Source organism: Micromonospora sp. ANENR4 (assembly GCF_015354395.1).
GTDB classification, from domain to species: Bacteria; Actinomycetota; Actinomycetes; order Mycobacteriales; family Micromonosporaceae; genus Micromonospora; species Micromonospora aurantiaca.
On record NZ_JADKYQ010000002.1, the window covers coordinates 164,603 to 177,056 of the forward strand.

Here is a 12,454-nt window from a genome sequence, read left to right on the forward strand (position 1 = left end):
TACCACCACCGTCGAAGAAGAGGTCCGATGGGATGACGGGTAACCGTCCGGTCCTGACCATGACCGGCATCAGCAAGACCTTCCCCGGGGTCCGCGCGCTGCACGACGTCGACTTCCGGCTGTTCCCGGGCGAGGTCCACGCCCTGATGGGCGAGAACGGCGCCGGCAAGTCCACCCTGATCAAGGTGTTGACCGGCGTCTACGGGACCGACGCGGGCGTCGTCACGCTCGACGGCGAGCAGGTCTCGTTCTCCGGTCCGATGCAGGCCGCCGCGGCCGGTGTCAGCACCGTGTACCAGGAGGTCAACCTCTGCACCAACCTGTCGGTGGCGGAGAACGTCTTCATCGGCCGGGAGCCCCGCCGGTTCGGCGCGGTGCGCTGGGGCGAGATGCGCCGCCGGGCCCGCGACCTGCTGGCCCGGCTCGACCTCGACCTCGACGTCTCCGCGCCGCTCGGCTCGTACTCGCTGGCGGTGCAGCAGATGGTCGCCATCGCCCGGGCGATCGACGTGCGGGCCCGGGTGCTGATCCTGGACGAACCGACGTCCAGCCTGGACGCCGGCGAGGTGGCGCAGCTGTTCCGGATCATGCGGCAGCTGCGTGACGAGGGGATCGCGATCCTGTTCGTCACCCACTTCCTCGACCAGGTCTACGGCATCGCGGACCGGATCACGGTGCTGCGCAACGGCACGCTGGTGGGGGAGTACCGCACCGAGGAGCTGCCGCAGTTCAGCCTGGTCGAGAAGATGATCGGGCAGGAGCTGGACGTGCTGGAGCGGCTCGACGAGCAGCAGAAGCGCGCCACCGTCGAGGCCGGCGGCGCGGCGCCGCTCGTGGACGCCGCCGAACTCGGCCGGCGCGGCGCGGTCGCCCCGTTCAGCCTGCGCATCCACGCCGGCGAGGTGGTCGGCCTGGCCGGCCTGCTCGGCTCCGGCCGGACCGAGGTGGCGCGGCTGATCTTCGGCGCGGACCGGGCCGACCACGGCCAGGTCCGGCTCGACGGCGGCCGGGCTCCGGTCCGCAACCCGATCCAGGCCATCGGTCAGGGCGTCGGGTTCTGCTCGGAGAACCGCCGGGCCGAGGGCATCGTCCCGGAACTCACCGTCCGGGAGAACATGATCCTGGCGATGCAGGCCGCGCGTGGCTGGCTGCGTCCGATTCCGCGCCGCCGCCAGGACGAGCTGGTCCGCAGGTACGTCGAGGCGCTGAGCATCCGCCCGGCCAACCCGGAGCTGCCGGTGCGCAACCTCTCCGGCGGCAACCAGCAGAAGGTGCTGCTGGCCCGCTGGCTGATCACCGAGCCGCGCCTGCTGATCCTGGACGAGCCGACCCGTGGCATCGACGTCGGTGCCAAGGCCGAGATCCAGAAGCTGGTGGTGCAGCTCTCCGACGGCGGCATGGCGGTGCTGTTCATCTCCGCCGAGCTGGAGGAGGTGCTGCGCCTGAGCCACCGGGTCGCGGTGATGCGCGACCGCGAGATGGTCGCCCAGCTCGACAACGACGACACGCTCGACGCCGACCGCGTCATGCGCACCATCGCCAGTGGAACGCCCCGGGAGGAGGTGACCCCGTGACCGCCGTCGCCGACCGCCTCCGCCCGCTGACCGGCCACCGCCTGTTCTGGCCGGCACTCGTACTCGTGGTCATGATCGCCGCGAACACCGTCTACCGTCCCGGCTTCCTCGCCGTCGAGGTCAAGAACGGCCACCTGTACGGCACGCCGATCGACATCCTCCGGCTGAGCGCGCCGCTGATCCTGGTGGCGCTCGGGATGACGCTCGTCATCGCCACCGGCGGCATCGACCTGTCGGTCGGCTCGCTCTGCGCGATCAGCGGCGCGATCGCCTGCCTGCACATCAGCGGGGCGGCCGACCAGAACAGCCCGGCCACGGTGGCCACCGCGCTCGCACTGGCCTTCGGCGCCGCGCTCGTGCTCGGCGCCTGGAACGGGATACTCGTGGCGGTCATCGGCATTCAGCCGATCATCGCCACGCTGATCCTCATGGTGGCCGGGCGGGGCATCGCCCAGCTGGTCACCGAGGGCCAGATCATCACCATCAACTCCGGTCCGTACCGGGCGATCGGGCTCGGGCACTTCCTGACGCTGCCGCTGGCCATCCTGATCGCGCTCGCCGCCGCGCTGCTCGTGGCCGCGTTCACCCGCCGCACCGCGCTCGGCCTGATCGTCGAGTCGGTCGGTGGCAACGCCGAGGCCAGCCGACTCGCCGGCATCCGGTCGCGGCGCATCGTCTTCCTCGTCTACGTGATCAGCGCCGCCTGTGCCGCGCTCGCCGGTTTCATGGTCACCGCGAACGTCTCCAGCGCCGACGGCAACGCCGCCGGCCTGTGGATCGAGCTCGACGCGATCCTGGCCGTCGTCATCGGCGGCACGTCGCTGGCCGGCGGCCGGTTCTCCCTCGGCGGCACCGTGCTCGGCGCGCTGATCATCCAGACCCTGACCACCACCGTGTACGCGATGAACATCTCGCCGCAGACGTCGCTGCTGTTCAAGGCCGTCGTCGTCATCGCCGTCTGCCTCGTGCAGGCCCCGGCGTTCCGGGCCCGGCTGCGCCGGCGACGGCGCGGGGCCGAACCCGGCCCGGCGGCACCGCAGCGGGAGAAGGAGCAGGTGCCGGCATGAGCAGCACGTCGTTGACCACCGGCCGGTCGTGGCGGCCCAGCCTGCCCCGGCGGCACGTCCCGGTGCTGGCCACGCTCGCCCTGCTGCTGGTCATGTACGGCATCGGCGTGTCCCAGTACCGCGCCTTCTCCAACGTCCAGGTCGTCTTCAACGTCTTCATCGACAACGGCTTCCTGCTCGTCGTCGCGGTCGGTATGACGTTCGTGATCCTCACCGGCGGCATCGACCTGTCCGTCGGCTCGGTGGTGGCGATGACCGCGATGGTGTCGGCGTCGCTGCTGCGCGACGGCCTGCCCGCCGCCCTGGTGCTGGTGATCGCGCTGCTGATCGGCCCGACGCTCGGTTTCCTGATGGGCTGCGCGATCCACTTCTTCGAGATCCAGCCGTTCATCGTGACACTCGCCGGGATGTTCTTCGCCCGGGGCATGTGCACGTTCATCAGCGACGCCTCGATCTCCATCACCGACGGCTTCTGGACCTCGATGTCGCAGCAGCGCATCGGCGACCCGGCCGGTAACTTCGTGTCGATCAGCGTGCTGATCGCGTTCGCCGTGGTGCTGATCGCGGCGTACGTGCTGGCGTACACCCGGTTCGGCCGCAACGTGTACGCGGTCGGTGGCAACGCGCAGTCGGCGCTGCTGATGGGCCTGCCGGTGGCGCGGACCCGGATCGCCGTCTACACGATCAGCGGGCTCTGCTCGGCCATCGGCGGCATTCTGCTGTCGTTCTACACGCTGTCCGGCGCGCCGCTGATCGCCGTCGGGATGGAGCTCGACGTGATCGCCGCCGTGGTGATCGGCGGCACCGTGCTCACCGGCGGCTCCGGATATGTCTTCGGCACCGTGCTCGGCGTGCTGGTGCTGGGCGTGATCCAGACGCTGATCACGTTCGACGGCAGCCTCAACTCCTGGTGGACCAAGATCGTGATCGGCGGCCTGCTGTTCGCGTTCATCCTCCTCCAGCGCCTCATCGGCATCCGGTTCAAGTGACGGTTCCTAGCGCGGAAGGCAACAACATGGCAACTCACCCCCAGCCCGAGGTCTGGTTCCTCACCGGCAGCCAGGGCCTCTACGGCGAGGACACCCTGCGGCAGGTCGCCGAGCAGTCCCGGCAGATCGCCGCGCGCCTGGACGAGTCGCCGGACATCCCCGTACGCGTGGTCTGGAAGCCGGTCCTCACCTCCAGCGCGGACATCCTCGCCGCCTGCCGGGACGCGGCCACGCAGGGCGCGGTCGGGGTGATCGCCTGGATGCACACGTTCTCCCCGGCCAAGATGTGGATCTCCGGGCTGGACGCGCTGCGCACGCCGCTGCTGCACCTGCACACGCAGGCGAACGTGGCGCTGCCGTGGGACGACATCGACATGGACTTCATGAACCTCAACCAGGCCGCGCACGGCGACCGGGAGTTCGGGTTCATCCAGACCCGGCTCGGGGTGGCCCGCAAGACCGTCGCCGGGCACGTCACCGACCCGCGGGTCGTCGGGCGGGTCGCGGCCTGGGCCCGCGCCGCGATCGGCTGGTCCGCGGTGCGGACGCTGCGGCTGGCCCGCTTCGGTGACAACATGCGCGACGTCGCGGTCACCGAGGGGGACAAGGTCGAGGCGGAGCTGCGCTTCGGCGTCTCGGTCAACACCTACGGCGTCAACGATTTGGTGGCCGCCGTCGACCAGGTGCCCGACGCCCAGGTCGACGACCTGGTCAAGGAGTACGACGACACCTACCGCGTCGCCGCCGAGCTGCGGCCCGGCGGGGACCGGCACGACTCGCTGCGGTACGCGGCGCGCCAGGAGCTGGGCCTGCGCGCGTTCCTCGACGCCGGCGGGTTCCGGGCGTTCACCACGAACTTCGAGGACCTCGGCGGGCTGCGCCAGCTCCCCGGGATCGCGGTGCAGCGCCTGATGGCCGAGGGCTACGGCTTCGGCGGCGAGGGGGACTGGAAGACCTCGGTGCTGGTGCACACGCTCAAGGCGATGGCCGTCGGCGTGCCGGGCGGCACCTCCTTCATGGAGGACTACACCTACGACCTGACGTTCGGCCAGGAGCTGATCCTCGGCGCGCACATGCTGGAGGTGTGCCCGAGCATCGCCGCCGACGTGCCGAGCGCGGAGGTGCACCCGCTGAGCATCGGCGGCCGGGAGGACCCGGTACGCCTGGTCTTCGATGCCGCGCCCGGCCCGGCCGTGGTGCTGGGCATGGCGGACATGGGGGAGCGGTTCCGGCTGGTCGCCAACGCGGTGGACGTGGTGCCGCCGCCGCACCCGCTGCGCCGGCTGCCGGTGGCCCGCGCTGTCTGGCGTCCGCAGCCCGACCTGGCCGGCTCGGCGGAGGCGTGGATCACCGCGGGCGCGCCGCACCACACCGTGCTGTCCCAGGCTGTCGGCGTGGAGGAGCTGCGCGACCTGGCCGCGATGGCCCGCACCGAGCTGGTGGTCATCGACGCCGAGACGCGTCCGCACCGCTTCGCCGACGAACTGCGCTGGAACCAGGCGTACTACCGGCTCGCCCGGGGCTTCTGAGCCCTCGCCGGCCGATCGTGCCGGCCCGCGCGGCGGTGCCCCTCGTTACGGCTTGACGAACGACATGTTATCGCTCACAGTCGATGGATAGGGTCACCGGCACCGCTCGCGGGCCGTTCCGGGCGCGATCTGCGCCGCAGTTGCCAGGGATCCGACTCCCGCCTGGGTGGGCATCGCTGTTAGCGATAACGCCGACGTCGTCGGCGCGTGCCGCCGTGCCCGGGCTCCGGTCGACGAAGGAGGATCATGGTGACGGCTCGACTGTCCCGTGGACGTGGGCGCTTGTCCCGGCTGATGGCCGGGGTGGTGGCGCTGCTTGTCGGTGGCGTGGTGGTGGGCGCCGTGCCCGCGCCCGTCTCGGCGGCCACTGTGGACACCAGCGCGTACTACGTGCTGGTGAACCGCAACAGCGGCAAGGCGCTGGACCTGTACAACCAGGCCACCAACGACGGGGCGCGGATCACCCAGTGGACGCGCAACGACGGTGCCTGGCAGCAGTGGCAGTTCGTGGACTCCGGCGGCGGCTACTACCGGCTGCGGTCCCGGCACTCCGGCAAGGTGCTGGACGTGACCGGCGCGTCCACCGCCAACGGCGCGGCGGTGGTCCAGTGGACCGACCACGGCGGCACCAACCAGCAGTTCCGGCTGGCCGACTCCGACGGCGGGTACGTCCGGCTGATCAACCGGAACTCGAACAAGGTGATGGAAGTGCAGAACGCCTCCACCGCGGACGGCGGCAACATCGTGCAGTACGACGACTGGAACGGCGCGAACCAGCAGTGGCAGCTGGTGCGGGTCGGCGGCAACCCGGGTGACCCGGGCACGCCGAGCGGCAACTTCACCAACCCGGCCGTCTGGCAGGACTTCGCCGACGTCGACATCATTCGGGTCGGCGACGTCTACTACATGTCCGCCTCCACCATGCACTACTCGCCGGGCGCCCCGGTGCTGCGCTCCTGGGACCTGGTGAACTGGGAGTTCGCCGGGCACTCGGTGCCGCGGCTGGAGTTCGGCACCAAGTACGACCTGAGCGCGAGCGAGCAGGCGTACGTGGACGGCATCTGGGCGTCGACGCTGAACTACCGGCCGAGCAACCGCACGTTCTACTGGGCCGGGTGCATCGACTTCGCGCAGACCCACATCTACACCGCCACCGCCGTGGACGGGGCGTGGAGCCGCCTGAGCACCATCCCCAACTGCTACTACGACGCCGGCATGCTGATCGACGACAACGACACCATGTACGTCGCGTACGGCAACGGCACGATCAGCGTGGCCCAGCTGTCCGCCGACGGGCGCAGCCAGGTCCGGGCCCAGCAGGTCTACCAGACGCCGTCGAGCATCGGCACGCTGGAGGGGGCGCGCTTCTACAAGCGCAACGGCGCGTACTACATCTGGCTGACCCGGCCGGCCAACGGCCAGTACGTGCTGAAGTCCACGAACGGCCCGTTCGGCCCGTACGAGCAGCGGCAGGTGCTGCTGAACCTGCCCGGCCCGATCTCCGGTGGCGGCGTACCGCACCAGGGCGGGCTGGTGCAGACGCAGACCGGCGCCTGGTACTACATGGCGTTCACCGACGCGTACCCGGGCGGCCGGATGCCGACGCTGGCGCCGATCACCTGGACCTCCGACGGCTGGCCGCAGCTGCAGACCGTCAACGGGGCCTGGGGCGCGAGCTACCCCAACCCGCTGCCGACCCGTCCGGTCAAGCCGCTCACCGGCACCGACACGTTCTCCGGCACCACGCTCGGCGTGCAGTACGAGTGGAACCACAACCCGGACAACAGCAGGTGGTCGGTGAACAACGGCCTGCGGTTGCAGACCGCCACCGTCACGAACGACCTGTACCGGGCCCGCAACACGCTCACCCACCGCATCCAGGGGCCGACCTCGACCGGCACCATCGAGCTGGACTACTCGACCATGCGCGACGGTGACCGGGCCGGCCTGGCGATGCTGCGGGACAGTTCGGCCTGGATCGGCGTACGGCGGGACAACGGCGCGACCCGGGTGGTGATGACGAACGGTCTGACCATGGGCTCGAACTGGAACACCACGAGCACCGGGACGGAGATCGCCGGCGCGGCGGTGTCCGGCGGGCGGATCTGGTTGCGGGCCAACGCCGACATCCGGCCCGGCTCCGGGCGGCAGGCGCGGTTCTCCTACAGCACCGACGGGGTGAACTTCGTGTCGCTGGGCAACGCGCTGACGCTCAACAACGCGTGGCAGTTCTTCATGGGCTACCGGTTCGGCTTCTTCAACTACGCCACCCAATCCCTTGGCGGCGCGGTGACGGTGCGGCAGTTCTCGCTGACGACACCGTGACAACGGTCACCATTCGCGGCCGTTGACACATCTTCGACAACCCGGGGTGCGGCTCCGGCAATCGCCGGAAATGCCGCACCCCGGGCGCAATTCCACCCGCTCCGAGCTGCCTGTTCGTGCCCTGCGTAACGGAAGGGAATGAGCCGCCTGTCGATTCCCCGTTATCGCCGCGCCACTGTGGGAACGGGCGATCGACGGTGCCGATACCGATGGGACCGCTGGCGTAGACTGTCGCCACCCGGGACGGTCCGGTCGAGATCGACCGGGTGTGGCCGCGGGCAGTGGCGAAAGTGAGGTGGCCGTGCGCGGTCCTGCGATGACGGACGTGGCCCGCCTCGCCGGGGTATCGCACCAGACGGTCTCCCGGGTTCTCAACGGGCATCCCAACGTGCGTGAGCAGACCCGGCTGCGGGTGCAGGCCGCCATCACCGAACTCGGCTACCGGCCCAACCGCGCGGCCCGCGCGTTGGTGACCGGCCGGTCCCAGGTGATCGGCGTGGTCGCGCAGAACACCACGCTCTACGGCCCGGCGTCGCTGCTCGCGGCGCTGGAGCAGACCGCCGCCGAGGCCGGCTTCGCGGTGAGCGTCGGCAGCGTCCGCGACCTCGACCACCGCTCCATCTCGGCCGCCGTGGAACGGCACCTGGCGCACCGGGTCGCCGGCATCGTGGTGATCGCGCCGGTCGAGTCCGCCGGGGAGGCGCTGGAACGGCTGCCCCAGGACGTGCCGCTGGTGACTGTCGACGGCGACCCGCGGCGGCCGATCCCGCTTGTCACCGTCGACCAGGTCGCCGGCGCCCGGGCCGCCACCGAGCACCTCCTGGCCGCCGGGCACCGCACGGTGTGGCACGTGTCCGGGCCGTCGGACTGGTTCGACAGCGCCGGCCGGATCGAGGGGTGGCGTGAGGCGCTGCGGCTGGCCGGCGCCGAGATCCCGCCGCTGGTCCATGCCGACTGGTCGGCTGCGGCGGGCTACCGGTGTGGCCAGATGCTGGCCCGGATGCCGGAGGTCACCGCCGTCTTCACCGCCAACGACCACCTGGCGCTGGGCGTGCTGCGGGCGCTGCACGAGCACGGCCGCCGCGTCCCCGACGACATCAGCGTGGTCGGGTTCGACGACGTGCCCGAGGCGGCATACTTCATCCCGCCGCTGACCACCGTCCGGCCGGACTTCGGCGCTGTCGCCGCGGCGAGCCTGGACCTGCTCCTGGCACAGATCGAGTCCCAGACCGTCGGGCCGCTGCGGCAGACGATCGCGCCGACGCTGGTGCCGCGCCGCAGCGTCGGCCCGCCGCCCGCCCGCTGAGGCGCGCGCGGCCCTCTCGCCGTCAGTGGTCAGTGCGGTGAGCGCGCACCCGGCGCGCGATCAGCAGCACGATTCCGGCGACCACGAGCAGACCGGCGGCCGCCCCACCCGCAAGCAGCGCGACCGGCGGGCCGTCGTCGCCGGGCCGCGCGCCCGAGGCGTCCGGCCCGCCCGCGGCGTCCACGCCGGTCGACGCGGCAGCCGGCGACGATGCGGGAGCCGGCGACGACGCGGGAGCCGACGGTGCGGGCGCGGCCGGGTCGGCCACGGTGAAGCGGTACGACCCCTGGACCGGGTGGCCGTCGCGGGACACCACCCGGTACGCGACCGTGTAGGTGCCGTTGCCCAGCGGCTCGTCGATCGTCACGGTGCCGGTGGCACCGTTCACCGCCGGTGCGGAGGTGGGGACCTTGCGCTGACCGGCATCGCTGACCGTGATCGTGGTGAAGGAGGGGTTCAGTCCCTGCATGAACCGCAGCGTGACCTGCGTCGGCGCGGCGGTGAGCCGGGCGTCGCGCGCCGGCGTGGCCTCCTGGAGCGAGTTGTGCGCCGCCGCCGGTGTGGCCGGAACCAGCAGCAGGGCGGTGAAGACCGCGGCGAGCAGCGCGGTGACGGAACGGGTACGCATGACGCGCCTTCCTGTGCTGGTCAGCCGAGCAGTTGCCGGCCGATCCAGCCGCCCTCGGGGCAGCCGGGCGGTACGGCGAACACGGCGGAGCCGATCGGGGTGGTCCACTCGTTGAGCAGGTCGCGCTCGGCGAGCCGGCGTTGGATGGGCAGGAACTGAGCGGCGATGTCGGCCTGGTACGAGGCGAAGACCAGCCCGCTGTCCGCGTCGCCCTCGGGCGTCGGCACGCCGTCGTAGTTGTACGGCCGGCGCAGGATCTTCTGCCGGTCGTCGGTGACGCGGGCCCGGGTCAGGTGCGAGAAGTCGGGGATGACGGTGAGCCCGTCGGGGCCGAGCGCGGCGAAGTCGGGCTCGTCGTGTTCGGCCCGGCCGGTCAGCGGCGCGCCGGTGTCGAGGCGCCGCCCCACGGCGAGTTCCCGGTCGGCGCGGCCCAGCAGATCCCAGGTCTCCAGGTTCATGCTGATCCGCCGCACCACGAGCGTGGTCGAGTCGCGCAGCCAGTCCGGTCCGTCGGTCACCCACACCGCGGTGTCCGCCGGGCTGCCGGGCTTCGGGTTGGCGGTGCCGTCGAGCTGCCCGAACAGGTTGCGCTGGGTACGCCCGGGCTCGGCGCCGGCGGCCCGGCGGAAGCCCTGCTGCACCCAGCGGACGACGGCGAACGGACGGCTGTCCTTGACCAGGACCCGCTGGGCGTGGGCGACTGTGAGCGGGTCGTCGGCGCAGATCTGCAGCAGCAGGTCCCCGCCGGACCAGCGGGGTTGCAGCCGGTCGATGCCGAACGCGGGCAGGTCGGCCACCGAGGTGGGCCGCCGATCGTCGAGCCCGGCGGCGGCGTAGAGCCCGGGACCGAAGCCGAACGTGACTGTCAGCCGGGCCGGCAGGACGCTCAGTTCCGGCTCGGTGTCGGCCAGCGCCGGGCGGCCCTGGGTGAGCCGGGCCGCGTCGTCGGAGAGCAGCCGCAGCATCCGCCCGAGCGCGGCCCGGTCGGTGCCGGGGCGCAGCGTGAACGCGACGAACGCGGCGTGCGCCTGCGGGTCGGTGGTGACCCCGGACTGCCTGGTGCCGTGGAACGGCTCGACCGCGCTGCCGACCTGGGCCACCGGGACGGCGTCGTCGGGGCGTACCCCGGCAGTGCCGGAACGGACGGCGGTGAGGGCGCCGGCGCCGGCCAGCGCGCCCCCGGCGGCCATCGCGCCGCCGGTGAGCAGGCCACGCCGGCTCACCCGGCGGGGCGTGGCGGGACTGTCGCTCATGACGCCGGGCTCATGCTCATTTCCGGCATCGGGGATTCACCGTGGCCGGGTGCGTAGGACTCCTGGGCGCCGGTGAACGGCTTCGCCACCGCGGTGAACGTCTGGGTCCGGCCGTCGGCGAAGGTGAGCGTGATGTCGAGCTGGTCGCCGGGGCGCACCGGGCGGGTCAGGTCCATCAGCATCAGGTGGTCGCCGCCGGGCTCCAGGGCGGCCTGGGAGCGGGCAGCGACCACGACGCCGCCCTGCTTCTGTCGCATCGCCATCTTGCCGTCGGTCATGGCCATCTCGTGGATCTCGGCCCGGGAGACGTCGGTGGTCACCCCGGTGATCGTGACGTCGGTGTCGCCGTCGTTGGCGAGCGTGGCGAACGCGGCGGTCATGCCCTTGTCGGCGGCCTTCACCCAGGGGTCGCGGACGGTGAGCACGCCCGCCGCCGCGCTCGCCGGGGCCGAGGCCGACGCCGAAGCCGAGGACGGCGTGGCGGCGGACGGCGTGTCCGAGGACCCGCAGGCGGTGACCGACGCGGCGAGCACGGCGGCGCCGATCAGGGCCGCCGGGCGCAGGAAGCGGCGGCTGGTGGTGCTGGGCATGACGTCGTCCCCTCGAAGATCCGGTGTTCGTACCGTTTGTCGGCGCGGTACGCCGGATAGTTCCGGCCCGGGTGGTCGATCACGTCACACCCCGCCCGGCGGACCGTCGCCGACCGGGGATCGGCGGTGCGCCCGGAAGGCATAATGGTTCCGGGTGTCAGTGGCGCGCCGGGCACGGCCGCGGCCGGACGAGGGTGCCAGGCGGGTGCCCGGACGAGGGAGGCGACGGTGAGCCAGGTGACGACCGGGGCGACCCGCAACACCCGCCAGCGCGCCGAGGTGCTCGCGCTGCTGCGGGAGCTGGACGGCTTCCACAGCGCGCAGCAGCTGCACCAGATGCTCGTCCAGCGGCAGGCGAAGGTCGGCCTCACCACGGTGTACCGGACGCTGCAGATGCTCGTCGACAACGGCGAGATCGACTCGGCGCGGCTACCCGGCGGCGAGCACCTCTACCGGCGGTGCAGCCAGAGCCGCCATCACCACCACCTGGTCTGCCGCCGTTGCGGCCGGGCCGTGGAGGTGGCCGGCCCGGCCGTGGAGCGGTGGGCCGACCAGGTCGCCGCGCAGCACGGCTTCACCGACGTCGGGCACACCCTGGAGATCTTCGGCACCTGCGACCGCTGCGCCGCGTGAGCCGGCCGCGGGCGGTGACCCGCCCGCGGCGGGCCACCGTCAGCAGTTGCGCAGCGTCGGTGACTGGTTGAGCAACTGGCCCCGGCTGGAGGTGAACCGGCGGTACGCCTCGGAGCCGGCCGCGCCGGGGCGGAACGCTGCCACCCGGTGGCAGTTCTGGAACGCCAGCGTCACCCCGAAGTGCCGTTCCAGGCCGGCGCGGATCGCGTCGCTGGCGAGTGCGCGCAGGAGTTGCCCGCGCTCGGCGTCGCCCGGCGGCGGCACCACGTTGTCGGCGAACTCGGCGTCGGACGCGGCCAGGTCGGATGCGACCCGGCTGACCGTCTCCCAGGCGTACGGCAGGGAGTCGCGGACGCAGGCGACGAACTCCTCCTCGTTCACGGGACCGGTCTCGGCGGCGTGCAGCAGGGCGGGCGGAACGGTGAGCGACATGGGTCCTCCGTCATCGCTAACGAATACGGTTTCCATTACCGATTGAGCACACCATGCGACTGACGGTCCGTCAACTACCGGCGCACGCGAAACGGCGGGCGGACCCGAAGGCCCACCCGCCGTCCGGC

At 71.9% G+C, this 12,454-nt stretch carries 11 protein-coding genes; 7 read left to right on the forward strand and 4 right to left on the reverse strand.

Going from position 1 to position 12,454, the window contains the following annotated elements:
* Window positions 1-32 precede the first annotated feature (32 nt).
* From IRY44_RS03925 to IRY44_RS03950, 6 genes are all read left to right on the forward strand, one after another.
* A complete protein-coding gene (locus IRY44_RS03925) occupies window positions 33-1,574 on the forward strand; it encodes a sugar ABC transporter ATP-binding protein (protein ID WP_194799092.1) in 1,542 nt (513 codons plus the stop codon).
* Entirely contained in the window at window positions 1,571-2,641 is a 1,071-nt protein-coding gene (locus IRY44_RS03930; protein WP_194799093.1) for an ABC transporter permease, read from the forward strand. Before IRY44_RS03925 ends, IRY44_RS03930 begins: the two co-directional genes overlap by 4 nt.
* Window positions 2,638-3,630: a galactofuranose ABC transporter, permease protein YjfF gene (gene yjfF, locus IRY44_RS03935; RefSeq protein ID WP_128137185.1), complete on the forward strand. Its 993-nt coding sequence runs from the start codon at window positions 2,638-2,640 to the stop codon at window positions 3,628-3,630. The genes IRY44_RS03930 and yjfF overlap by 4 nt, the downstream gene beginning before the upstream one ends.
* A gap of 26 nt (window positions 3,631-3,656) precedes the next feature.
* A complete protein-coding gene (araA, locus tag IRY44_RS03940) occupies window positions 3,657-5,159 on the forward strand; it encodes an L-arabinose isomerase (RefSeq protein WP_194799094.1) in 1,503 nt (500 codons plus the stop codon).
* Between the two features lie 246 nt (window positions 5,160-5,405).
* A complete protein-coding gene (locus IRY44_RS03945; protein ID WP_370584840.1) occupies window positions 5,406-7,484 on the forward strand; it encodes an RICIN domain-containing protein in 2,079 nt (692 codons plus the stop codon).
* 316 nt (window positions 7,485-7,800) lie between these two features.
* A complete protein-coding gene (locus IRY44_RS03950; RefSeq protein WP_194799095.1) occupies window positions 7,801-8,790 on the forward strand; it encodes a LacI family DNA-binding transcriptional regulator in 990 nt (329 codons plus the stop codon).
* A 22-nt stretch (window positions 8,791-8,812) separates the two neighbouring features.
* On the opposite strand, the gene IRY44_RS03955 is transcribed toward IRY44_RS03950, so the two are convergent.
* The 3 genes from IRY44_RS03955 to IRY44_RS03965 are packed head-to-tail and all read right to left on the reverse strand — an operon-like array spanning window position 8,813 to window position 11,261.
* Window positions 8,813-9,418: a copper resistance protein CopC gene (locus tag IRY44_RS03955; RefSeq protein WP_194799096.1), complete on the reverse strand. Its 606-nt coding sequence runs from the start codon at window positions 9,416-9,418 to the stop codon at window positions 8,813-8,815.
* Between the two features lie 20 nt (window positions 9,419-9,438).
* Window positions 9,439-10,671, reverse strand: coding sequence for a Dyp-type peroxidase (locus IRY44_RS03960; protein ID WP_194799097.1), 1,233 nt, complete (start codon window positions 10,669-10,671; stop codon window positions 9,439-9,441).
* Window positions 10,668-11,261 carry a copper chaperone PCu(A)C gene (locus IRY44_RS03965; protein ID WP_194799098.1) on the reverse strand — a complete coding sequence of 198 codons (594 nt, stop codon included), beginning with the start codon at window positions 11,259-11,261 and terminating at the stop codon, window positions 10,668-10,670. Before IRY44_RS03965 ends, IRY44_RS03960 begins: the two co-directional genes overlap by 4 nt.
* Before the next feature lie 228 nt (window positions 11,262-11,489).
* Between IRY44_RS03965 and IRY44_RS03970 the strand changes: the two genes are divergently transcribed.
* Window positions 11,490-11,894 carry a Fur family transcriptional regulator gene (locus tag IRY44_RS03970; protein ID WP_194799099.1) on the forward strand — a complete coding sequence of 135 codons (405 nt, stop codon included), beginning with the start codon at window positions 11,490-11,492 and terminating at the stop codon, window positions 11,892-11,894.
* A gap of 39 nt (window positions 11,895-11,933) precedes the next feature.
* On the opposite strand, the gene IRY44_RS03975 is transcribed toward IRY44_RS03970, so the two are convergent.
* On the reverse strand, window positions 11,934-12,326 hold the full coding sequence (locus IRY44_RS03975) for an SCO5389 family protein (protein WP_194799100.1): 393 nt from the start codon (window positions 12,324-12,326) through the stop codon (window positions 11,934-11,936).
* Between the last annotated feature and the right edge of the window lie 128 nt (window positions 12,327-12,454).

What these genes read in the sequence shown, in the direction of transcription:
- IRY44_RS03925 (WP_194799092.1), top strand. Translation starts at nt 33, where the DNA reads ATGACGGGTAACCGTCCGGTCCTGACCATGACCGGCATCAGCAAGACC.
- yjfF (WP_128137185.1), top strand. Translation starts at nt 2,638, where the DNA reads ATGAGCAGCACGTCGTTGACCACCGGCCGGTCGTGGCGGCCCAGCCTG.
- araA (WP_194799094.1), top strand. Translation starts at nt 3,657, where the DNA reads ATGGCAACTCACCCCCAGCCCGAGGTCTGGTTCCTCACCGGCAGCCAG.
- IRY44_RS03945 (WP_370584840.1), top strand. Translation starts at nt 5,406, where the DNA reads ATGGTGACGGCTCGACTGTCCCGTGGACGTGGGCGCTTGTCCCGGCTG.
- IRY44_RS03950 (WP_194799095.1), top strand. Translation starts at nt 7,801, where the DNA reads ATGACGGACGTGGCCCGCCTCGCCGGGGTATCGCACCAGACGGTCTCC.
- IRY44_RS03955 (WP_194799096.1), bottom strand. Translation starts at nt 9,418, where the DNA reads ATGCGTACCCGTTCCGTCACCGCGCTGCTCGCCGCGGTCTTCACCGCC.
- IRY44_RS03960 (WP_194799097.1), bottom strand. Translation starts at nt 10,671, where the DNA reads ATGAGCGACAGTCCCGCCACGCCCCGCCGGGTGAGCCGGCGTGGCCTG.
- IRY44_RS03965 (WP_194799098.1), bottom strand. Translation starts at nt 11,261, where the DNA reads ATGCCCAGCACCACCAGCCGCCGCTTCCTGCGCCCGGCGGCCCTGATC.
- IRY44_RS03975 (WP_194799100.1), bottom strand. Translation starts at nt 12,326, where the DNA reads ATGTCGCTCACCGTTCCGCCCGCCCTGCTGCACGCCGCCGAGACCGGT.